Origin of the sequence: Ideonella paludis (genome assembly GCF_018069865.1) — a bacterium.
Classification (GTDB): domain Bacteria; phylum Pseudomonadota; class Gammaproteobacteria; order Burkholderiales; family Burkholderiaceae_C; genus Ideonella; species Ideonella paludis.
In genome coordinates, this window is sequence record NZ_JAGQDG010000002.1 from 483,227 (window position 1) to 503,980 (window position 20,754).

A 20,754-nucleotide genomic window follows, 5' to 3' on the forward strand; every position below is an offset into this window, starting at 1 on the left:
CCACCTCATGACTTACTGTGTGGGCGTACGCCTGAATGCCGGCCTCGTGTTTTTGTCTGACTCGCGCACCAACGCGGGCCTGGATGCCATCAGCACCTTTCGCAAGATGATGGTCTATGAGAAGCCCGGTGAGCGCTTCATGGTGCTGCTCTCCGCGGGCAACCTCAGCATCTCGCAATCGGTGCGAGAGATCCTGCAGGTTGAAAAGATTCCTAACGGCGATGATGAGCCCATCACCATCTGGAACGCCAAGAGCATGTTTGACGCTGTTCGGGTGCTGGGCTCGGCAGTGCGCCGCGTGCATGAGCAAGACGGTCCCGCCCTGAGGGCTGCAGGCATCGACTTCAACTGCAGCATGATCTTCGGTGGCCAGATCGCCGGTGAGGCCATGCGCTTGTTCCTGGTTTATTCGGCCGGCAACTTCATCGAAGCCACGCGCGAGACTTGCTTCTTCCAAGTGGGTGAGAGCAAGTACGGCAAGCCGATTCTGGACCGCGTGCTGACCCCCACCACACCGCTAGACGAAGCCGCCAAATGCGCCCTGGTGTCCATGGACTCCACCCTCAAGTCCAACCTGTCGGTGGGCTTGCCGCTGGACCTGCTGGTCTATGAAGAAGGCACGCTGAAGAGCGAGCGCATTGCCGTCATCGACGAGCACAACCCGTACTTCAAGATGATCCGCACCACCTGGGGCGAGCGCTTGCGCGAAGTCTTTGAAGCCATCGAAGATCCTCGCTGGGACGGCGGCGATGCAGCCCACCCTTTGCTGGCCGAGAGCGCCCGCTTCGAGCCCATGCGCAAGATCACCACGCCTGACGAGCGGATTGTCTGATGAGCACGACGCGCACCATTGTCTTCTCCCACGCCAACGGCTTTGGCGCAGGCACCTATCGGGTGATGTTCGAGCAGTGGCGCGCGGCAGGCTATCAAGTACTGGCCGTCGAGCGATTCGGCCACGACCCGCGCTACCCGGTGGCCAGCAACTGGCGTGCGCTGCGCGACCAGTTGCTCGACTTCATCAGCGAGAACGCCCCAGGCAAGGTCTATCTGGTCGGCCACTCCTTGGGTGGCCTGCTCAGCCTCTTGGCGGCCTGCCGCCGACCAGACCTGGCGGCAGGCTTGGTGATGCTGGACTCCCCTGTCATCACCGGCTGGCGGGCGCACAGCCTGCAAGTGCTCAAGCACAGCCGCCTGATCGGCAGGGTCTCTCCAGGTAAAGTCTCGCAAAAACGCCGTTACCAATGGCCGAATCGTGAAGCGGTTTACGAGCACTTCAAAAGCAAGTCCGCCTTTGCCCGCTGGGATGACCGCGTGCTGCGCGACTATGTCAACACTGGGTTTGACGACGTCGCCGGCCATATCGAACTGGGCTTTCAGCGCGACGTCGAAACCTCCATCTACAACACCTTGCCCCACCACCTAGGCCCGCTGCTGGCCAAGCACCCCCCGCAGTGCCCGGTGGGCTTTATCGCCGGCACCCAAAGCCTAGAAATGCGCCAAGGCGGTGTCGCCACCGCCAAAGCCATGGCCAAAGAGCGCTTTGTCCAGTTCGAAGGCGGGCATCTTTATCCCATGGAGCAGCCGGAGGCGACGGCGGCGGAGGTGTTGAAGTTGCTGGGGAGCATGGGGTGAACGGCGAATTGGATTGCGGTTTGGCCGACCTATGGCTGAGTCACAAGTCTCCGAGGGGGCAGTGAGTTAAGCGAGCATGTAGGGACGGCTTGGGCGCCTCCCGACCTTAGGAGAGCTGAAGCAATGATCGAGATCATCCCCTATCGGCTCGAATGGCAAAGAGCATTCGCCGAAGAGGCCAAGCTTCTCCGCCAACAGTTCGGCGATCGCGCGATCCGTATCGACCATGTCGGCTCCACATCCGTCCCAGGTTTGGCCGCAAAGCCCGTGATCGACATTCAGGTGTCATTCGCATCGCTAGAGCCGAGAGCGACGCTTCTGGCAGAAATGGCTGCCCTCGGCTATCTGCATGTGGACCTTGGGGAATTCGACCAGGTGTACCCCTTCTTTACGAAGCCTGGGATCTGGCCCAGCACGCATCATGTGCATTTGTGTGTGGCGGGTTCCCAGGAGGAGTGCCATCACCTCGCCTTTCGGGAGTATCTGCGTCTCCATTCGGATGTGGCTGCGGACTACGCGCAACTGAAGTCTGCGCTTGCCGCCGTACACGACGGCGAGACGCTTGAGTCCCAGGAGAGATATTCCTTGGCGAAGTCTGAGTTCGTGACCAAAACACTTGCTGAGGCCTTGCGCTTCGGTCTGCCGACGCCTAGCCAAAGCGACGGCTAGCGACCAGACTAAGCGCCCACCCCAGCCACGAGGCCTGCGGTGACTGCCAAAGCGAAGTAAAGGGGGAGACGGCGGCGCAGCCGACGGCGGAGGACTGATCCCGGACATGAATAGCCCTGAGGGCTGTTCATGCCTGGAGAAGGCCAAGGTCTCTGACCTTGGCATGAGCGGCGGCAGTCGCCGCAGGCCTCTTGGCGAGCGGATTGCTCCGACCATTGCCCTCAATGTCCCACCCAATAGGACAGCACGTCGACACACCAGCTCAAGCGCCTGACCAGCCCACAAAAGTGGTCGCCATCCAAGCCCTCCGCCCACCTTGCCTATAATCGCGCTTTACCACCACGGCATTCCTGCGCCGCTCCGTTTTTGAGAGCCGCCAGTGGCCTCATCCCATGACCAAGTACGTCTTCGTCACCGGCGGTGTGGTGTCCTCGCTCGGCAAGGGCATCGCGTCGGCCTCGTTGGCTGCGATTTTGGAATCGCGCGGTCTCAAAGTCACCCTCATCAAGCTCGATCCGTACCTCAACGTCGATCCGGGCACGATGTCGCCGTTCCAGCACGGCGAAGTCTTCGTCACCGACGACGGCGCGGAGACCGACCTCGACCTCGGCCACTATGAGCGTTTCATCACCACCCGGATGAAGCGCAGCAACAACTTCACCAGCGGCCTGATCTACAAGTCGGTGCTGGAAAAAGAACGCCGCGGCGACTACCTGGGCAAGACCGTGCAGGTCATCCCCCATGTCACCAACGAAATCCAAGAGTACGTCAAGCGCGGCGCGGGTGCTGACACACCCGAGGCGGTGGACGTGGCCATCGTGGAGATTGGCGGCACGGTGGGCGACATCGAGTCCCTGCCCTTCTTGGAAGCCGTGCGCCAGTTGAGTCTCAAGCAGCCCGGCAACTGCGCCTTTGTCCACCTCACCTATGTGCCCTACATCAAGGCCGCTGGTGAACTGAAGACCAAGCCGACCCAGCACACCGTGCAAAAGCTGCGCGAGATCGGTATCCAGCCCGATGCGCTGCTGTGCCGCGCCGACTTTGAAGTGCCTGTGGAAGAGCGCGAGAAGATTTCTCTCTTCACCAATGTGGCCCTGCACGGCGTGATCTCGATGTGGGACGTGGACACCATCTACAAAGTGCCACGCGTGTTGCATGAGCAAGGCCTGGACGACCTGATCTGCCGCAAGCTGGCCCTGCACACCAAAGCGGCCGACCTCAAGACCTGGGACAACCTGGTCCACGAAGTCGAGAACCCCAAGGGCGAAGTCAATATCGCTATGTGCGGCAAGTACACCGACCTGTCGGACAGCTACAAGTCGCTCAACGAGGCGCTGCGCCATGCTGGCCTGCACAACCATGTGCGCGTCAAAATCAATTACGTGGACTCCGAGACCCTGACCGACGAGAACGCGGCCGAGCAATTGGCCAAGTTTGATGCGGTGCTGGTGCCCGGCGGCTTTGGCAAGCGCGGTGTGGAGGGCAAGATCAGCGCCGCACGCTTTGCCCGCGAGCACAAGCTGCCTTACTTGGGCATTTGCCTTGGCATGCAGGTCGCCACCATTGAGTACGCCCGCCACATGGCTGGTCTGGAAGGCGCCAACTCCACCGAGTTCGAGCCCGATGCACCGCACAAGGTCATCGCGCTGATTGACGAGTGGCAAGATGCCGATGGCTCGATCCAAAAGCGAGATGCCAACTCGGATCTGGGCGGCACCATGCGCCTGGGCGCGCAAAGCTCGGATGTGAAGGCCGGCACGCTGGCCCATGACATCTACGGCCCGGTAGTCACCGAGCGCCACCGCCACCGCTATGAAGCCAACGAGCATTACCTCGACCGCTTGCAAGAAGCGGGGCTCGTGATCTCGGCCATCACCCAGCGCGAAAAGCTCACCGAAATGGTGGAGCTGCCGCGCGACGTTCACCCCTGGTATGTGGGCGTGCAATTCCACCCGGAATTCAAGTCCACCCCCTGGGATGGTCACCCGCTGTTCAAGAGCTACATCAGGGCAGCGCTGGATCACCAAGCCGCGCGCCAACAAGCAAAGGGCTGAGCCATGAAGCTGTGTGGATTCGAGGTTGGACTCGACAAGCCCTTTTTCCTGATCGCAGGCACTTGCTCGATCGAGGGCTTGGAGATGTCGCTGGAGGTCGCGGGCCGGCTCAAAGAGATCTGCACGCCGCTGGGCATCCCGCTGATCTACAAAGGCTCCTTCGACAAGGCCAATCGCTCCTCGGGCAACACCCCGCGCGGCCTGGGCATGGACAAGGGCTTGAAGGTGCTGGAGGAAGTGCGCCGGCAGTTGCAACTCCCCATCCTGACGGACGTGCACGACGAATCCCAAGTCGAGCCCGTGGCCAGCGTGGTGGATGTGCTGCAGACACCCGCCTTCTTGTGCCGCCAGACCGATTTCATCCGCGCCGTGGCCAAGTCCGGCAAGCCGGTGAACATCAAGAAGGGCCAGTTCCTTGCCCCTTGGGACATGAAGAATGTGGTCGACAAGGCCCGCGCCGCTGCGCGTGAGGCAGGCCTGTCTGAAGACCGCTTCTTGGCCTGCGAGCGCGGTGTGAGTTTTGGCTACAACAACTTGGTGGCTGACATGAGCAGCCTGGCCGAGATGCGCAAGTCGGGCGCCCCGGTGGTGTTTGACGTGACCCACTCGGTGCAAAAGCCCGGAGGACAAGGCACCAGCAGTGGTGGCGCCCGCGAGATGGTGCCGGTGCTGGCCCGTGCCGGCGTGGCAGCCGGTGTGGCGGGCCTCTTCATGGAGACGCACCCCAAGCCCGCTGAAGCCTGGTCGGACGGCCCGAATGCGGTGCCGCTGGGCAAAATGCAAGCGCTGCTCGAAACGCTGGTGCAGCTCGACAAGGTCGTCAAGAGCCAGCCCCTGTTGGAGGACAACTTCCAATGAGCGCCTACATCATTGCCGATGTGACCGTGACCGACGCCGAGAAGATGGCCAAGTACCGGGAATGGTCGACCAAGGCCATGCAAGAGCATGGCGCCGAGGTGCTGGTGCGCGGGGGCGAATTTGAGGTGCTGGAAGGCCCGTGGACGCCGTCGCGCTTGGTCTTGCTGAAGTTCGCCAGCCGAGACGCCGCCAAGGCCTTCTACACCAGCCAAACCTACAGCCACGCCCGCACGCTGCGCGAAGGCGCGGGGGTGATGCGCATGGTGGTGGTCGATGGTGTCGCGTGAAGCGAGCCTGAATTTTGATGACACGACATTGATGCACGCAGGTAACGGATTTACGGCATCCTGCGCGCCGAATAGTTTTTTCAATCACGGAGTGAGTAAGTCATGAGCGCCATTGTTGATATCGTCGGCCGCGAAGTGCTGGACAGCCGCGGTAACCCCACCGTTGAATGCGACGTGCTGCTGGAAAGCGGTACTTTGGGCCGTGCGGCCGTGCCGTCGGGTGCCTCCACCGGCTCGCGTGAAGCCATTGAGCTGCGTGACGGCGACAAGAGCCGCTACCTGGGCAAGGGCGTGCTGAAGGCGGTGCAGAACATCAACACCGAAATCAGCGAAGCCGTGTTGGGCCTGGACGCCAGCGAGCAAGCCTTCCTGGACAAGACCTTGATCGACTTGGACGGCACCGACAACAAAAGCCGCCTGGGCGCCAATGCCATGCTGGCCGTCTCGATGGCCGTGGCCCGCGCCGCGGCTGAAGAAGCTGGCCTGCCGCTCTACCGCTATTTCGGTGGCATGGGTGGGGTGCAATTGCCCGTGCCGATGATGAACGTCATCAATGGCGGTGCCCACGCCAATAACAGCCTGGACTTGCAAGAGTTCATGATCATCCCTGTGGGCGCACCGAGCTTCCGCGAAGCCCTGCGTTACGGCGCCGAAGTCTTCCACGCCTTGAAGAAGTTGGTCGATGCCAAGGGCATGAGCACCACCGTGGGCGACGAAGGCGGCTTTGCGCCCAACCTGCCCAGCCATGAAGCCGCGATTCAGTTGATCCTGGAAGCCATCGACAAAGCGGGCTTCACCGCCGGCACACAGATCGCCATCGGCCTGGACTGCGCCGCCAGCGAGTTCTACAAAGACGGCAAGTACCACCTGGAAGGCGAAGGCCTGACGCTGACTGCCACCGAGTGGACCGACATCCTGGCCACCTGGTGCGACAAGTACCCCATCGTCTCCATCGAAGACGGCATGGCCGAAAGCGACTGGGACGGCTGGAAGGTGCTGACCGACCGTTTGGGCAAGAAGGTGCAGATCGTGGGCGACGACCTGTTCGTCACCAACACCAAGATCCTGAAGGAAGGCATCGAGAAGGGCATCGCCAACTCCATCCTCATCAAGATCAACCAGATCGGCACCTTGACCGAAACCTTCGCCGCCATCGAGATGGCCAAGCGTGCCGGCTACACCGCCGTCATCAGCCATCGCTCGGGCGAAACCGAAGACTCCACCATCGCCGACATCGCGGTGGGCTTGAATGCAGGCCAGATCAAGACCGGCTCGCTGTCGCGCTCGGACCGCATGGCCAAGTACAACCAGTTGCTGCGCATTGAAGAAGACCTGGGCGATGTGGCCGTCTACCCCGGCCGCGACGCGTTCTACAACCTGCGTTGATGAGGTGTGCCGCAGCGCTTCAGCGCTGCGGCACAATCCAAACCTATGCGCATCGTCCCCTTCGTCTTTGCCGCCTTGCTGCTGCTGGTGCATGCCGAGCTTTGGTTTGGCAAAGGGGGCGTGCCGCATGTGATGTCGCTGCGCTCGGAGTTGACCGAGCAGCGCGCACGCAATGATGAGGCCCGCGCGCGCAACGAGCGCCTGATGGCCGAAGTGGCTGACCTGAAAGACGGTGTCGAGATCGTCGAGGAGAGAGCCCGTCTCGACATGGGCATGATCAAGCCCGACGAAGTCTTGGTGGTGGTGGCGCCTGGCAGCCGCTGAGCCCCACCCTTTCGTTCATTCACGCCATGTTGGACAGCCTGTTGCAGGCCACCGCGCCGCTGCTGAGGCCTCTGTTTTCGCTCTGGGGCAGTGACGTCACCGCAGCCGAGCTCATCGCCTTCGTCCTGTCCTTGGTGATGGTGGTGGCCAATATGCGCGTCCACCCGGTGGCTTGGCCACTGGCCATCCTCAGCTCGGCGCTTTATGGCCTGCTGTTCGCCCACTTCAAGCTCTTTGGCGAAGCGGGGCTGCAAGTCGTGTTCATCGTCGTGGCTTTTTGGGGCTGGCACCAGTGGCTCAAGGGCCGGCACAACGAGGCCGAGGCCCTGAAAGTCTCTCGCTTGAGCCCCCGGCAGCGCCTCACTGCGCTGCTGGCCACCTTGGCCGCTTGGCCCGCCTTGGCGTGGGCCTTGAGCACCTACACCAGTTCAGACGTCGCCTGGCTAGATGCTTTGCCAACGGTGGGCAGCTTGACGGGCCAGTTCTTGCTGGCGCAAAAACGCATTGAGAACTGGCCGACCTGGGTCGCCGTCAACCTGGTCAGCATCGCCTTGTTTGCCACCAAGGGCCTGTGGCTGACGGTCATTTTGTACAGCTTGTTCACGCTGATGGCGCTGCAAGGTTGGCGGGCATGGCAACGCCTAGAAGGCCAAGCCCATGCCTGATGCGTTGGGGCAGGTGATCGCCCTGGTCGGCGCCGAATCCACGGGCAAGAGCACCCTGGCGGCCGCCCTGGCCGATCAATTGGCCGAAGCCACGGGCCTGAGGTGCACTTGGGTGCCGGAGGCACTGCGCAGTTGGTGCGACGAGCACCAGCGCACGCCGCTTCAGCACGAGCAAGCCCAGATCGTGCGGCTGCAAAGCACCGCCATTGAAGCAGCGCGCGAGACGCACGATGTGGTCCTCGCGGACACCACGCCACTGATGACAGCCGTCTATCACTGGCAGGTGTTTGCAAGCAATGAGCTGGATGCCGCCGCGCTGCAATGGCACGGTCAGCACTGCAGCCTCACTTTACTGACGGGGCTGGACTTGCCCTGGGTGGCCGATGGCCTGCAGCGAGAGGGCCCGCATGTGCGCGAGCCCGTCGACGCGCGGCTGCGCCACTTGCTGCTGCAAGGCGGCCTGGACTTCGTGGTCATCCGTGGCCAAGGCACTGCGCGCGTGGACGCCGCCCTGGACGCCATCAGCCCCCTGTTGCGAGACCACAAGGCGGGCCGCAAGCCGGGTCTCTTCACCCGACTGACCCTGCGCGACGCCGAAGCGCCGGCGTGGCCCTGGCTGTGCGACTGCGACAGCCCCGAGTGCGAACACGCCCTTCGGCAGCCAGCGTCAATGCAAGGTGCGGGTAGGCGCTAAGGTCTCGCCCTCGGGGGTGAAGAGTGCGGCCACGTCCACCGCATCAAAGTGATAGTGCTGGCCGCAGAAATCGCAGCCCACTTCGATCTCGCCGCGCTCTTGCACCACCCCCACCGCCTCTTCTTGGCCCAAGCCTTGGAGCATGTGTTGGACGCGCTCCAGCGAGCAGGTGCAGGCAAAGCGTGGCTTCAGCGGTTCAAAGCGCCGCACATCTTCTTCCCAGAACAAGCGCCGCATCACCGTGTCGGCATCCAAGGTCAACAGCTCTTCTTGGCTCAGGGTGGCGGCCAAGTGGGCAATGCGGTTGAAGGACTCCGCCGCATCTTCGGGCGAACTCACTGCCCCTGTGCCCTCCAGATTGCCCTGGCCTTCCAGCGGCAGGCGCTGGATCAGTAAGCCGGCGGCCAGTTGACCATCGGCAGCCAAGACCAAGCGCGTCTCCAACTGCTCGGACTGGCGCATGTACTGCTCCAGCACCTCAGAGAGCTGACTCAAAGACTGACCATCCCCACCGTTCAGTGGCACCACCCCTTGATACGGCTGCTGGCCGGGGAGTCGATCTTGCGGGTCGAGCGTGATGGCACAGCGGCCTTGGCCGCTGACGTTCAGCATGTCCCCCAAACCGGCCTGGGCCGGCACCTCGCCCATGACCTTGGCGGTGGCCCGAAAGTCGAGGTCACTGCGCGCTTCAGCCACGGCCAGCTTGAGAGGGCCGTCGCCATGAATCTGCAAAATCAAGGCGCCGTTGAATTTCAGGTTGGCCTGCATCAGCACGGCGGCCGCGCTCATTTGCCCCAGCAGGGCAGACACTTCTTGCGGATAGGCGCCAGCAGCCTCGCGGCGGCGCAGCACTTCTTGCCATGAGTCGGTCAGGCGCACCAACATGCCACGCACGGGCAGGCCTTCGAAGAGAAATTTATGGAGTTCGCTCATGGGGGTGATATGGGGGAGGATTGATAATTTTAAAGATGGAACTCCGAACCAGCGCTCTGGCCGCCTTGTGCGAGCCCGACCCAGGCCAAAAAGTCCTTCGCACCCAAGTTTTGCGAAGGGATGCTTCCACCCTGACGCTGGACACCGCCGCCGCCCTGCACTGCGATGCCCCCTTGCCAGGGCGACCGGCCCAACCCGTGTGGGTGGATCACACCGCCGTCCCCAAGCGCTCGCTGCGCACGCCCGAGGGCCGAGCCGCCTTGGTACATGCACTCTGCCACATCGAGTTCAACGCGATCAATCTCGCCCTCGATGCCATCTGGCGCTTTGCGGGCATGCCCGAGCGCTACTACCTGGATTGGCTGCAAGTGGCCGATGAAGAAGCTCTGCACTTCAGCCTGCTGCGTGAACATCTGCAAAGCCTGGGCTTTGACTACGGCGACTTCGAAGCCCACGGCGGTTTGTGGTCCATGGCTGAGCGCACAGCCCAGGATGTGCTGGCTCGCATGGCCCTGGTGCCCCGGACCTTAGAGGCTCGGGGGCTGGACGCCACGCCCGCTGTGCAAACCAAGTTTAGGCACATGGGAGACCACCGAGCCGCCGCCATCTTGGACATCATCCTGCGCGACGAGGTCGGCCATGTCGCCATTGGCAATCGCTGGTATGCCTGGTTGTGCCAGCAAGCTCAGCTCGACCCCTTGCAAACCTATGCGGAATTGGCGCGCACCCACGCAGCCCCGCGTTTGCGCAAGCCCTTCAACCTAGAGGCCCGTCGCGCGGCCGGCTTCAGTGAAGAAGAGCTGAGTCGGCTCGATCAAGCCTGAGGCCAAGCTGAAGCAGGCCCGGCACAGGCGCGCGCCTCGTTCAGCCTTGCCAAAACCCCAGGACAACCCCAACCCGCCCTCTGCTCAAAGCCTGGGACACAGGCATACACTGGAGGGTCGACGTTTTTTCCGTCACTCTTATCTTTGTTGAAGGACTCTCATGGCTCGTCAAGACACCCGTCAATTCCTGAAGGTTGCCAGCATGTTGGTCGCTGGCCTGGTGCTGGCTGCATGCGGCAAGAAGGAACCCGCTCCCGCAGCATCGGCTCCGGTCGCATCGGCTCCGGCTTCGGCGGCTGAGCCCGCACCGGCCAAGGTCTACGCCGTGGGCACCGATGCCGCCTACGCCCCCTTCGAGTTCCAAAACGAGAAGGGTGAAATCGTCGGCTTCTCGGTCGACCTGCTGAATGCCGTGGCTGAGAAGGGTGGCTTCAAGGTCAAGTTCGTCAACACCCCTTGGGAAGGTATTTTCAATGCCTTGGGCCAAGGCGACCGCGATGTGCTGATCTCCTCGATCACCATCACCGACGAGCGCAAGCAAACCATGGATTTCTCTGACCCCTACTTCGATGCGAACCAGCTCATCGCCGTCAAAGAAAACTCCAAGGTCGCTAAGTTCGACGACCTGAAGAAGCTGAAGGTCGGCGTGCAAACCGGCACCACCGGCGACGAAGTGGTCACCAAGCTGCAAGGCAAGACGGCCACCACCATCAAGCGTTTTGAATCAACCCCGCTGGCTCTGAAAGAGCTGGAAGCCGGTGGCGTGGACGCCGTGGTCGCTGACAATGGCGTGGTGATTCACTATGTGGCCAACAACGCCGGCGCCAAGTTCAAGACCGTGTCGGACACCAAGTCCTTCGCGCCTGAGCAATACGGTATCGCTGTGAAGAAGGGCAATGCTGAATTGCTGGCCCAGATCAACAAGGGCTTGGCGGCTGTGAAGGCCGATGGCACGTACAACGCCATCTACAAGAAGACCTTCGGCACAGAGCCTGCTGCGGCAGCAGCCTCGGCGGCTCCGGCCTCCGCAGCCTCCAACTGATCGCCTGAACGCGCCAGAAAAGAGCTCACATGGACTTACGTTGGGACATTCTTTCGGGCTATTGGCCCTTGTTCATGGAGGGCTTGCTCACCACGATAGAGCTCACATTAGTGGCCATTGTGGTGGGCTTGGCACTCGGCGCGGTCTTGGGGCTGATCAGCAGCTCGCGCGATGCGCCCCCGCTCAAGTCTGAACCATTGAACCTGCTGCTGAAGCTGGCACGCGGCCTGACCACGGCCTATGTGACCTTCTTTCGCGGCACGCCTTTGTTCGTTCAGATCCTGCTGGTGCACTTTGCGGTCATGCCGGCGCTGGTTCACCCAGAGCACGGCCTGCTGTTGTCCGGTGAGCTGGCCCGTGAGTTCCGTCAGGAGCACGGGGCCTTCTTCTCTGGCGCGGTGGCGCTGTCGCTGAATGCGGGGGCCTATATCTCGGAGATCTTCCGGGCTGGCATTCAAAGCATTCACACCGGCCAAACGCAAGCCGCCTGGAGCTTGGGGCTCACCCACGGCCAAGCGATGCGCTTTGTGATCATGCCGCAGGCCTTTCGCCGCATGGTGCCTGCCTTGGTCAACGAGGGGGTCACGCTGATCAAGGATTCCTCCTTGGTCTCGGCCATTGGCTTGGCCGAGTTGGCATTGGCTGCACGTACGGTGGCCGGCGCTTATTCGCGCTACTGGGAGCCCTATCTGGCCATCTCGGCCATGTACTTGGTCCTGACCCTGGTGCTCTCCACCTTGGCCCAGCGCCTCGAAGCGCCTGCTCATCTGCGCGGCCGCTGACCGGACCCAAGGCCCACGGCAAAACGGCAGCCCTAGGCTGCCGTTTTTTCTTTGAGGCTTGTCGCGTCAGAGAGGGTCAAAGAAGTAACGCTTGAGCCCCGCCAAGATCATCTCTACGGCAATGGCCGTCAGCACCAGCCCCATCAGCTTCTCAATGGCCGAGACCATGGGCGTGCCCAAGAGTTTGCGAATGCGGTCGGCCAGCAACAAGACCAAGCCGCTGATGGCCATGGCCAACGTCAGCGCCGCGATCCAATGCGTGATGCGCTCGGGCTGACGCGAAGCCAGCAGCAGCACCGTCGCCATGGCCGAAGGCCCTGCCAGCAGCGGGACAGCCAGCGGAAAGATCATGGGTTCGCGGTCGCCGTCATTGGCATAAATTTCGCCGCCGGTGGCAAAGATCATGCGGATGGCAATGATCAGCAAGATCACGCCCCCAGCAACCTCGAGCGAGCGCTCGGACAGGTGCATCAAATTCAGAAAGCTTTGCCCCGCGAACATAAACGCCAGCAAGACGCTGAACGCAATGCTGACCTCCCGCAGAGCCACGCGGGTTCGTCGCTCAGGAGCGACGCCACGCATCACGCTGATGAAGATGGGGAGGCTGCCAAAGGGGTCAAGCACCAGCAGCAGCAGAACAAGTGCAGAAACAAAGGTGTGGTCCATCCCCCGCATTGTCAGTCACCTTAGGGATGCACTACTCGTTGCAACATGGCAACATCTAGACACACTAAGGCCCGCAGGAATATCTTTTCTGCCAACTTTTTTGCTTGCCAGACCTAAACTGCCACGTTAGCGCATCAGCAACGAGAGTTTCACCCTGGGAACTCTCGGCCACGATCGTGCTACCGGATCTCACCTTCAGGAGGAACTACATGTACAAGCTCGTTACCCTTGCAGCATTGGCCACCGCCATGGCTGCGCCCGCCTTTGCACAAAGCAGCGTCAACATCTACGGTCGCCTCAACGTGACCTTGGAGCGCAGCAAGGACGGCTCCGTCACCACCAACGATTTGGTGAACAACTCCTCACGCATCGGCTTCAAGGGCGTGGAAGACCTGGGCGGCGGCCTGAAGGCTGGCTTCCAGATCGAGCACGGTTTCAACCCTGCCAATGGTGCTGCGTCCAGCACCTTCTGGGGCCGTCAAGCCGAAGTTAACCTGAGCGGCTCGTTCGGGATGATCCGCCTGGGCACCTTCACCAGCGAAGCCTATTTCGCCACCGCTGACTACGTCAGCATGCACAACCATGACACCGGCACCTCGGCGGACCGCCTGTACAACGACGCCAATGGCTTCAACGGCGCCCGCAAAGTGGCCTACCGCACGCCCACCATGGGTGGTTTCGTTGCTGAGCTGGCTGTCCAAGAAGCCAACAGCGCAGGCGACCGTGGTCTCGACCTGGCCGCCAACTACGACATGGGCAAGCTGCACCTGGGTGCTGGCTTCAGCAAGCTGGGCGATGACAAGCAAATCGCCGTTCGTGCCTTGTATGAAATGGGGCCTGTGGTCGTCGGCGGCTATGTCCAGCGCGACAACGTGCTCGGCGGCAACCGCACCAACTATCGCTTGGCCGCTCAGTACACCATGGGCGCGACCGAGTTGCATGCCAATGTGGGTGCAGCCAGCGACGTCAAGGGCCTGCCTGGCTCCAGCGCTCACCAGATCACTCTGGGCGTGAATCAAAACCTCAGCAAGCGGACCAAGGTCTATGCCTTCTACACCCGCGTGGGGGACGACGACAAGCTGAAGATGTACTCCAAGGGCAACCTCAGCGCCGTGGCTTTCGGCGTTCGCCACAACTTCTGATCGCAGCGGCCAGGCCGCTCGCTCACACCCCACTGGCCTTCGGGCCAGTTTTTTTTGCCCGCGCGTTGCCTCAACCTCTGGGGTGATGCTGGGCGTGCAAGGTCTTGAGGCGCTCCCGCGCCACATGGGTGTAGATGGTGGTGGTGGAGATGTCCGCGTGGCCCAGCAACATCTGCACCGCGCGCAGGTCGGCCCCATGGTTCAGTAAATGTGTCGCGAAGGCATGCCGCAAGGTGTGCGGCGACAAGGCTTGGGTGATGCCGGCAGCCAAGGCATGGCGTTTCACCAAAGTCCAGAACATCTGCCGCGTCATCGGCCCGCCGCGGGCTGTCACAAACAAGGCCGGGCTCTGCTGGCCACTCAAAATCTCGTTACGGGCTTCCGCGAGGTAGCGCTGAAGCCAGTCCCGCGCCTGCTCACCAAAGGGCACCAAGCGCTCCTTGGCCCCTTTGCCGTGAGCATGGACCACCCCTTCGGCCAGGGCCACGCGAATGGTCGCCAACTCCACCAGCTCACTCACCCGCAGGCCACTGGCATACATCAGCTCCAGCATGGTGCGGTCCCGCAAGCCCAGCGGCGTGTTGACGTCTGGCGCCTGCATCAGGGCGTCCACCTGCGCCTCACTCAAGGTCTTGGGAATCCGCAAGGGCTGGCGCGCGCCCGTCAGCTTGAGCGTGGGGTCACTGCTGACCAAGGCCTCTCGCAAGGCCCAGCGGTAAAAGCGGCGAAACACCGCCAAGCGCCGGTTGGCCGTGGTGGGCTTGCTGCTGGCATGGCGGGCCAGCAAGTAGGCTCGCAGATCCGCCTCTGACACCTGCGCCAGCGTCTTCGTCGGCCCTTGCTCGCCCCGCAGCCACTGCGACAACAAGCTCAAGTCGCGCCGGTAGGCCGCCAAGGTGTTGGCAGCCAGGCCGTCTTCAAGCCACAAGGCATCCATGAAAGTGTCGATCAGGCCGTCCGGCGGCAGGGCTGCCGCAGGGCTGTCGATGGCGGGAGGGGCGACTGAACTCATGGCGTGTACGCAGTCTACACAGCCCTCCGCCACGCTGGGGCTGGCACACTGTCCGCATGAGCCACGCCATGCTGCTACTGCCCGATTTCTTGCTGATTGCAGCGGGTTTTTTCATTTGCCGCCACACACCCCTAGACCGCCCTGTGTGGGACGGTGTGGAGCGTTTGGTCTACTACCTCTTGTTTCCGGCCCTGCTGTTTGTGGCCATCGTGCGCCAGCCCATTCAGCCCGGCGCCATGGTGATGCTGGCGGGTTGTGGCCTGGCCGTGGTGGCCAGCGGCATTGCCATTGCCTACAGCTTGGCGCACTGGCCGGGGGTCAGCGCGGTCACCCATGCGTCTGGGGCGCAAACCGCCTTTCGATTCAATTCCTATGTGGCACTGGCCCTGGCCGAACGCCTGGGCGGCGCGCAGTCTGTGGCCTGGATGGCGCTGCTGATTGCGCTGTGCGTGCCCATCTGCAACGTCGCCGCCGTTTGGCCCCTGGCGCGCCAAGGCGGGCAGTCGCTGGGGCGCGAGCTGCTGCGCAACCCGCTGATCATTGGCACCGTGGCGGGCCTCGCCACCAACCTCAGCGGCCTGCCGGTGCCGGAGGTGATGCAAATCACCCTGTCTCGCATGGGCGCAGCCGCCCTGCCCCTGGGCCTGATGGCCGTGGGCGCAGGCCTGCGCATGGGGGCACTGCGTGAAGCCCCTCGTTTGGCTGCCGGCCTCTTGGGCATACGCCACTTTGTCTTGCCCGCATTGGCGCTGGCCTTGGTCTTGATGGCCGACCTCCCCCCAGGCCAACAAACCGTGGTGGTGGCCTTTGCCGCCCTGCCCACCGCCTCCAGCGCCTATGTGCTGGCCACCCGCATGGGAGGTCAAGGCAGCTACGTGGCGGGCTTGGTCAGCCTCTCCACCTTGCTGGCCATGGTCGGCCTGCCCACGGCGCTGTGGGCCCTCGAAACCCTGCGTTAACGCGCTGTCTGTGCCAACGCCCAAGTGATGTGCTCGGCCAGGAGTGGGCTGGCCTGGGGCAAGGACGCTGCGAGCGCGCTTCGCAAGCCAGGGTCGTCGGCCAGCGCCAGCGCATTGCCCATGGCCACCGCCAAGTTGCGCTGCCAGCGCTCGTGGCCAATGCGGCGAATGGCACTGCCCTCGGTGTGGCGCAAAAAGGTCGCCTCGTCCCATTGCCACAGTGGCGCCAAGCTGGGCGCCTGCAGCGCGGGGCGCGCATCAAAGTCCGCCACGCTGGCCCGCTGGGCATACTTGTTCCAGGGGCAGATGAGCTGGCAGTCATCACAGCCGTAAATGCGGTTGCCCATCAAGGGCCGCATCTCCACCGGAATCGGCCCCTCATGCTCAATCGTCAGGTAGGAGATGCAGCGCCGCGCATCCAGGCGATAAGGCGCCACGATGGCGCCGGTCGGGCACGCGCCGATGCAGGCCTCACACTGGCCACAATGGGCGCTGACCGGTGCGGTCAGTGGCAGCGGCACATCCACAAAGATTTCGCCCAAGAAGAACATGGAGCCCGCCTCACGCGCCAGCGTGAGCGTGTGCTTGCCGCGCCAACCCAGGCCGCTGCGTTGGGCCAGCTCCACCTCCAGCACCGGAGCCGAATCGGTAAAGGCGCGGTGGCCCAGCGGCCCAAGCTTCTGGGCCAATTGCTCGGCTAGCTTTTGCAGGCGGCTGCGCAAGACCTTGTGGTAGTCGCGTCCTCGGGCATAGACCGACACCGCCGCCTGCTGGGGCTCGCTCAAGCGCCGCCACTCCACCGCCTGCCAGCCTTCCGGCGTGCTGCGCGGCAGATAGTCCATGCGCGCGGTGATCACCCGCAGCGTGCCAGGCACCAGCTCAGACGGGCGCGCGCGCTTGAGCCCATGCGCCTGCATATAGTGCATCTGCCCATGAAAGCCCGCCTCTAGCCAAGCCAGTAAGCCAGGTTCTGCATGACGCAAGTCCACATCGGCCACGCCAATCTGGGAGAATCCCAAGGAGCGCCCGCTGTCTCGCAGCCATGCCAACAGCGCTTCTGCTGGGTCCACCTTGCCTTCGCTGCTTCCTTGACTCATACGCCGATTCTAGAAACCCGTACGCAACACTGGCCGGATGAATCATCCTGCGAGGTTTTTGCCGCCTCTTTAGCCCGGAATGCGGCCCTGGCGGATGCCACACTAGAACTGGAAGGCACGCTGGGTGCAGGCAAAACCACCTTTGTGCGCCACCTCCTGCGCGCCCTGGGCGTCCAAGGCCGCATCAAAAGCCCCACCTACGCTGTGGTGGAGCTGTACGAGCTTGAGCGGCCGGGCCTGCCCCCGCTGGCCGTCTCTCATTTCGACTTCTACCGCTTTGAAAGCCCCGATGAATGGGAAGACGCGGGCTTTCGAGAGCTCTTCGCAGCCCCAGGCCTCAAGCTTTGTGAATGGGCCGAGAAGGTCGCCGGCCGCCTGCCCCCACCCGACTTGCGCATTGGCTTGCAGATGGAGGCGGATGACAGCCGCACAGTGACGCTGCAAGCCCTGACACCGCGTGGCCAGGAGTTGCTGCGATGAAGCGCCGCCAAGCCCTGAAACAAGTCCCCTTTTTGGTGCTCAGTCTGGGCGCCGCAGAACTCGCCTATGGGGCGTCCATCGTCGCCGTGCGCGTTTGGCCCGCCGCCGACTACACCCGCGTGACGATCGAGTCTGACCGCCCGCTGGCCGCCCAGCATTTGATGGCCCAGAACCCCGAACGCTTGGTGATCGACATCGAGAACTTGGAGCTCAGCCCCGCCCTGCGCGAGCTGGTGGGGAAGGTTCGGCCCGACGACCCCTTCATCGCCGGCGTGCGCGTGGGCCAGAACCAGCCCCGCGTGGTGCGACTGGTCTTCGACTTGAAGCAAAGCGTACGCCCAGAGCAGTTCACCTTGATGCCGGTGGCGGCCTACCAGCACCGCTTGGTGTTTGATCTCTACCCCACCCAAGCGACCGACCCCATGGTGGCCCTGGTGGCCGAGAAGGCACAAGCCGAGCGAGAAGCCGCGCAATCGGTGCAAGATGCGCTGGGCGAGCTGATCGGGCGGGTGGACAAGCCGCTGCAGGTCACACCGCCCAAGCCTACGGGCACGCTGCCCGCCCCGGGGCTAGGCGCTGCGGCACCCACAGCGCCGCTGCAGACACCCGCCCCCCCGCCGCCACCCTCTCGCGAGCTCAAAGACCGCATCAACCGCCTGATCATCGTCGCCATCGACCCCGGCCATGGCGGCGAAGACCCCGGCGCCATTGGCCCGAGCGGATTGAAAGAAAAAGACGTGGTGCTGCAAGTCGCGCTGCAACTGCGCGACCGCATCAACAAAAAGCCCGGCATGCGGGCCGTGATGACGCGAGACGCCGATTTCTTCGTGCCGCTCTACGACCGCGTCAACAAAGCCCGGCGGGTGCAGGCCGACCTCTTCATCTCCATCCACGCCGACGCCTTCTTCACGCCCGAGGCGCGAGGCGCCAGCGTGTTTGCGCTGAGCCAGGGCGGTGCTTCTTCCGCTGCTGCGCGCTGGATGGCCAAGAAGGAGAATGCCGCCGACATGGTGGGCGGCGTGAACGCCAACGTCAAAGATGAGCAGGTGCTCAAAGCACTGCTGGACATGAGCACGGCTGCGCAGATCAAGGACAGCCTGCGCGTGGGCTCAGAAGTGCTGCGCAACATCGGCAAAGTGGGCCGCTTGCACAAGCGCGATGTCGAGCAAGCCGGCTTTGCGGTGCTCAAAGCCCCAGACATCCCGTCCATCCTGGTCGAGACCGCCTTCATCTCCAACCCCACCGAAGAGCAGCGCCTGCGCGACCCCGAGTATCAAGAACGCCTGGTCGAGGCCATCTTCTTGGGCGTAGAGCGCTACTTCGCCAAGAACCCGCCGCTGTCGCGCAACCGAACCAGCTGAGCCGGCAGCACCCCGCGCAGCGCATTGCAGACGCGCCAATCCTGGGCCTGCTCCAGCTCTTGCACCCAGAGGCGACGCTCCAGCACAGGCTGCCCTTCAAGGCCTTGCGCCAAGACCTGGGCGCGGGCCACGCCGGGCAACGCACCGTCGGCCACGGGCGGAGTGCACCACTGGCCGTGCAACTTGACCAACACCGTGCTGCGCCCGCCTTCGGTGAGCCAGCCACCCTCGGTCACAAACAACTGGTCAAACTGGCCTTGGGCGATGGCCTCGCGCACGGCTGCGTCGTAGTGCTGGCGGAGGGTGGTTTTGTGGGCGGCCAGGGGCTGAGCGTTGGGCAGGCGCAGCGGGCTGAGGCTCAAAAGCGCCGGGCCTGGCGGTAGATCGGGCAAAGGCTCGGTGTGGATCGTCACCGCGCCGCGGTGGTTCAAGCTCATGCGCAGGCGTGCTTGGGGCGTGGTGATTGCTGGGTTTCGAGTCAAGTCCACCAAGGCTTGGTCCAACGCTGCGTCCACGTCGTGCTCAGGCCATGCAAAGCCCAAGGCCTGCGCACTGCGGGCCAGGCGCGCCAGATGAGCGTCGTGCAGCTGCGCCTGAGGCTGCTGCGGCAAGCCCTCAATCCTCAGGGTTTCAAACAACTCAAAGCCCGGGTCCACATCGGTCAGAAAGCGGGCTTTGTGTTGGCACTCTTGCCATTCATCCGCGCCCACACTGTCCAACACAATGCCGGCGCCCAGCCCCAAGCGCAGCGGGCGCGTGCCGATGGGGGCCTGCAGTGGCCCGACCTCTAAGGTGCGGATGGCCACAGAGAGGCAAAACTCACCCAAGGCTTGCCCCGCAGTGGGCGGGGCGACCCAACCGATGGCGCCGCAGTACAGGCCGCGCGGCGTGGTTTCTAACTGCTCGATGAGCGCCAGGGTTTGATGCTTGGGCGCCCCGGTGATGGACCCACAGGGAAAGGTGGCCCGCAGCACATCGGGGAAGGTCACTTGCGGCCGGGGGCGGGCCTGCACGGTCGAGGTCATTTGATAGACCGTGGCATAGGGCTCAATGGTGAAGAGGGCCGGCACCTGCACGCTGCCGGTCTGGGCGATGCGGCCGATGTCGTTGCGCAGCAGGTCCACGATCATCAGGTTTTCGGCCCGGTTCTTGGGGTCTTGCTGCAGGGCGGCGGCGACACGGGCGTCCTCCAGGGCGTCAACTTGTCGCGCGGCTGTGCCCTTCATGGGCTTGGCGGTCAACACGCCCTGCTGGTGGCGCAAGAACAGCTCCGGCGAGAGCGACAGCACCTCGCCGCCTTCGGGCAAGAGGATCAGCGCACCATAGGCGACGGGCTGGCGCGCGCGCAGGCGGCGATACAGCGCCACGGGCGAGCCATGCAAGGCGCCGTGGACCCGATACGTCAAGTTGACCTGGTAGCTGATGCCTTGGCGAATGGCCTCTTGCACGGCCTGGACGGCCTGCACATAGGCCGCTTCGTCCACGCTGGGGCTCAAGCTCAACGGCCCTGCAGCACTGGGCGTGGCGTGGCCGCTGTCATGGGCTTGCAGCCATGCCGCCGTCCCGGCTTCATCGAGGGTTTGCTGGCGAGCGAACATCATCACGCGCAGCGCAGGCGCAGGCGCAGGCTCCCCCGCCTGCGCCTGCGAGGCAACACCACGCTGCAAGGCCACGCCCCACTCATAGTCGGCCAGCAGCACGGCATGAAGGCCGCCCTCTTGATCTGCGGCCACTTGTGCCCAGACGGCCTCCAGCTCTTGGGGCAGCACGCAGCGGTGCTCGCGCACAAACTCGGTGTAGAGACGGCTGCGGCCCTCTGCGCTGTCGTCCAGCAGGGCCCAAACCTCGGCATCGACTCTCTTCAAAGCACACTCATCTCTTCAAGCC

The 20,754-nt window shown here is 63.3% G+C and carries 22 protein-coding genes; 17 read left to right on the plus strand and 5 right to left on the minus strand.

Annotation, left to right across the window (positions count from 1 at the left end; all coding sequences use genetic code 11):
- The first annotated feature begins 7 nt into the window (after window positions 1-7).
- From KAK11_RS06700 to KAK11_RS06745, 10 genes are all read left to right on the plus strand, one after another.
- On the plus strand, window positions 8-832 hold the full coding sequence (locus KAK11_RS06700; protein ID WP_210807499.1) for a proteasome-type protease: 825 nt from the start codon (window positions 8-10) through the stop codon (window positions 830-832).
- Window positions 832-1,632 carry an alpha/beta fold hydrolase gene (locus KAK11_RS06705; RefSeq protein WP_210807501.1) on the plus strand — a complete coding sequence of 267 codons (801 nt, stop codon included), beginning with the start codon at window positions 832-834 and terminating at the stop codon, window positions 1,630-1,632. Before KAK11_RS06700 ends, KAK11_RS06705 begins: the two co-directional genes overlap by 1 nt.
- A 123-nt stretch (window positions 1,633-1,755) precedes the next feature.
- Entirely contained in the window at window positions 1,756-2,301 is a 546-nt protein-coding gene (locus KAK11_RS06710) for a GrpB family protein (RefSeq protein WP_210807503.1), read from the plus strand.
- Between the two features lie 392 nt (window positions 2,302-2,693).
- Window positions 2,694-4,355, plus strand: a complete 1,662-nt coding sequence (pyrG, locus tag KAK11_RS06715) for a CTP synthase (RefSeq protein ID WP_210807505.1) — start codon at window positions 2,694-2,696, stop codon at window positions 4,353-4,355.
- A 3-nt stretch (window positions 4,356-4,358) separates the two neighbouring features.
- The gene (kdsA, locus tag KAK11_RS06720; RefSeq protein WP_210807507.1) at window positions 4,359-5,213 is read left to right on the plus strand and encodes a 3-deoxy-8-phosphooctulonate synthase; all 855 of its coding nucleotides are present in this window, start codon (window positions 4,359-4,361) and stop codon (window positions 5,211-5,213) included.
- Window positions 5,210-5,500, plus strand: coding sequence for a DUF1330 domain-containing protein (locus tag KAK11_RS06725; protein ID WP_210807509.1), 291 nt, complete (start codon window positions 5,210-5,212; stop codon window positions 5,498-5,500). Before kdsA ends, KAK11_RS06725 begins: the two co-directional genes overlap by 4 nt.
- A 102-nt stretch (window positions 5,501-5,602) precedes the next feature.
- Window positions 5,603-6,886, plus strand: coding sequence for a phosphopyruvate hydratase (gene eno / locus KAK11_RS06730; protein WP_210807511.1), 1,284 nt, complete (start codon window positions 5,603-5,605; stop codon window positions 6,884-6,886).
- 45 nt (window positions 6,887-6,931) lie between these two features.
- Window positions 6,932-7,210 carry a cell division protein FtsB gene (gene ftsB, locus KAK11_RS06735; protein WP_210807513.1) on the plus strand — a complete coding sequence of 93 codons (279 nt, stop codon included), beginning with the start codon at window positions 6,932-6,934 and terminating at the stop codon, window positions 7,208-7,210.
- Window positions 7,211-7,236: 26 nt separating this feature from the next.
- Window positions 7,237-7,875, plus strand: a complete 639-nt coding sequence (gene pnuC, locus KAK11_RS06740; RefSeq protein ID WP_210807515.1) for a nicotinamide riboside transporter PnuC — start codon at window positions 7,237-7,239, stop codon at window positions 7,873-7,875.
- Window positions 7,868-8,569: an AAA family ATPase gene (locus tag KAK11_RS06745; protein WP_210807517.1), complete on the plus strand. Its 702-nt coding sequence runs from the start codon at window positions 7,868-7,870 to the stop codon at window positions 8,567-8,569. Before pnuC ends, KAK11_RS06745 begins: the two co-directional genes overlap by 8 nt.
- On the opposite strand, the gene hslO is transcribed toward KAK11_RS06745, so the two are convergent.
- Window positions 8,543-9,502 carry an Hsp33 family molecular chaperone HslO gene (gene hslO, locus KAK11_RS06750; RefSeq protein ID WP_210807519.1) on the minus strand — a complete coding sequence of 320 codons (960 nt, stop codon included), beginning with the start codon at window positions 9,500-9,502 and terminating at the stop codon, window positions 8,543-8,545. The two genes, KAK11_RS06745 and hslO, sit on opposite strands and share 27 nt — an antisense overlap.
- A gap of 35 nt (window positions 9,503-9,537) precedes the next feature.
- Between hslO and KAK11_RS06755 the strand changes: the two genes are divergently transcribed.
- The 3 genes from KAK11_RS06755 (at window position 9,538) to KAK11_RS06765 (ending at window position 12,150) form a co-directional block, all read left to right on the plus strand.
- Window positions 9,538-10,326: a ferritin-like domain-containing protein gene (locus tag KAK11_RS06755; protein WP_210807521.1), complete on the plus strand. Its 789-nt coding sequence runs from the start codon at window positions 9,538-9,540 to the stop codon at window positions 10,324-10,326.
- 160 nt (window positions 10,327-10,486) lie between these two features.
- Window positions 10,487-11,368, plus strand: a complete 882-nt coding sequence (locus KAK11_RS06760; protein WP_210807523.1) for a basic amino acid ABC transporter substrate-binding protein — start codon at window positions 10,487-10,489, stop codon at window positions 11,366-11,368.
- 29 nt (window positions 11,369-11,397) lie between these two features.
- On the plus strand, window positions 11,398-12,150 hold the full coding sequence (locus KAK11_RS06765) for an amino acid ABC transporter permease (protein WP_210807525.1): 753 nt from the start codon (window positions 11,398-11,400) through the stop codon (window positions 12,148-12,150).
- A gap of 66 nt (window positions 12,151-12,216) precedes the next feature.
- Here KAK11_RS06765 and KAK11_RS06770 read toward each other — a convergent pair whose 3' ends face one another.
- The gene (locus KAK11_RS06770) at window positions 12,217-12,816 is read right to left on the minus strand and encodes a MarC family protein (protein ID WP_210807527.1); all 600 of its coding nucleotides are present in this window, start codon (window positions 12,814-12,816) and stop codon (window positions 12,217-12,219) included.
- Between the two features lie 209 nt (window positions 12,817-13,025).
- On the opposite strand from KAK11_RS06770, the gene KAK11_RS06775 reads away from it, so the two are divergent.
- On the plus strand, window positions 13,026-13,958 hold the full coding sequence (locus KAK11_RS06775) for a porin (protein ID WP_210807529.1): 933 nt from the start codon (window positions 13,026-13,028) through the stop codon (window positions 13,956-13,958).
- Between the two features lie 70 nt (window positions 13,959-14,028).
- On the opposite strand, the gene xerD is transcribed toward KAK11_RS06775, so the two are convergent.
- Entirely contained in the window at window positions 14,029-14,970 is a 942-nt protein-coding gene (xerD, locus tag KAK11_RS06780; protein ID WP_210807531.1) for a site-specific tyrosine recombinase XerD, read from the minus strand.
- A gap of 56 nt (window positions 14,971-15,026) precedes the next feature.
- Between xerD and KAK11_RS06785 the strand changes: the two genes are divergently transcribed.
- Complete coding sequence (locus tag KAK11_RS06785; protein ID WP_210807533.1) at window positions 15,027-15,929, plus strand: AEC family transporter; 903 nt, start codon at window positions 15,027-15,029, stop codon at window positions 15,927-15,929.
- On the opposite strand, the gene queG is transcribed toward KAK11_RS06785, so the two are convergent.
- Window positions 15,926-17,026: a tRNA epoxyqueuosine(34) reductase QueG gene (gene queG, locus KAK11_RS06790; RefSeq protein WP_210807535.1), complete on the minus strand. Its 1,101-nt coding sequence runs from the start codon at window positions 17,024-17,026 to the stop codon at window positions 15,926-15,928. The genes KAK11_RS06785 and queG overlap by 4 nt on opposite strands.
- Here queG and tsaE point away from each other — a divergent pair.
- Both tsaE and KAK11_RS06800 read left to right on the plus strand, forming a co-directional pair.
- A complete protein-coding gene (gene tsaE, locus KAK11_RS06795) occupies window positions 17,018-17,506 on the plus strand; it encodes a tRNA (adenosine(37)-N6)-threonylcarbamoyltransferase complex ATPase subunit type 1 TsaE (protein ID WP_210807999.1) in 489 nt (162 codons plus the stop codon). The genes queG and tsaE overlap by 9 nt on opposite strands.
- Window positions 17,503-18,867, plus strand: coding sequence for an N-acetylmuramoyl-L-alanine amidase (locus tag KAK11_RS06800; protein WP_210807537.1), 1,365 nt, complete (start codon window positions 17,503-17,505; stop codon window positions 18,865-18,867). Before tsaE ends, KAK11_RS06800 begins: the two co-directional genes overlap by 4 nt.
- Here the strand turns inward: KAK11_RS06800 and pabB are convergent.
- Window positions 18,822-20,732 carry an aminodeoxychorismate synthase component I gene (gene pabB, locus KAK11_RS06805; protein ID WP_210807539.1) on the minus strand — a complete coding sequence of 637 codons (1,911 nt, stop codon included), beginning with the start codon at window positions 20,730-20,732 and terminating at the stop codon, window positions 18,822-18,824. The two genes, KAK11_RS06800 and pabB, sit on opposite strands and share 46 nt — an antisense overlap.
- Window positions 20,733-20,754: the final 22 nt, after the last annotated feature.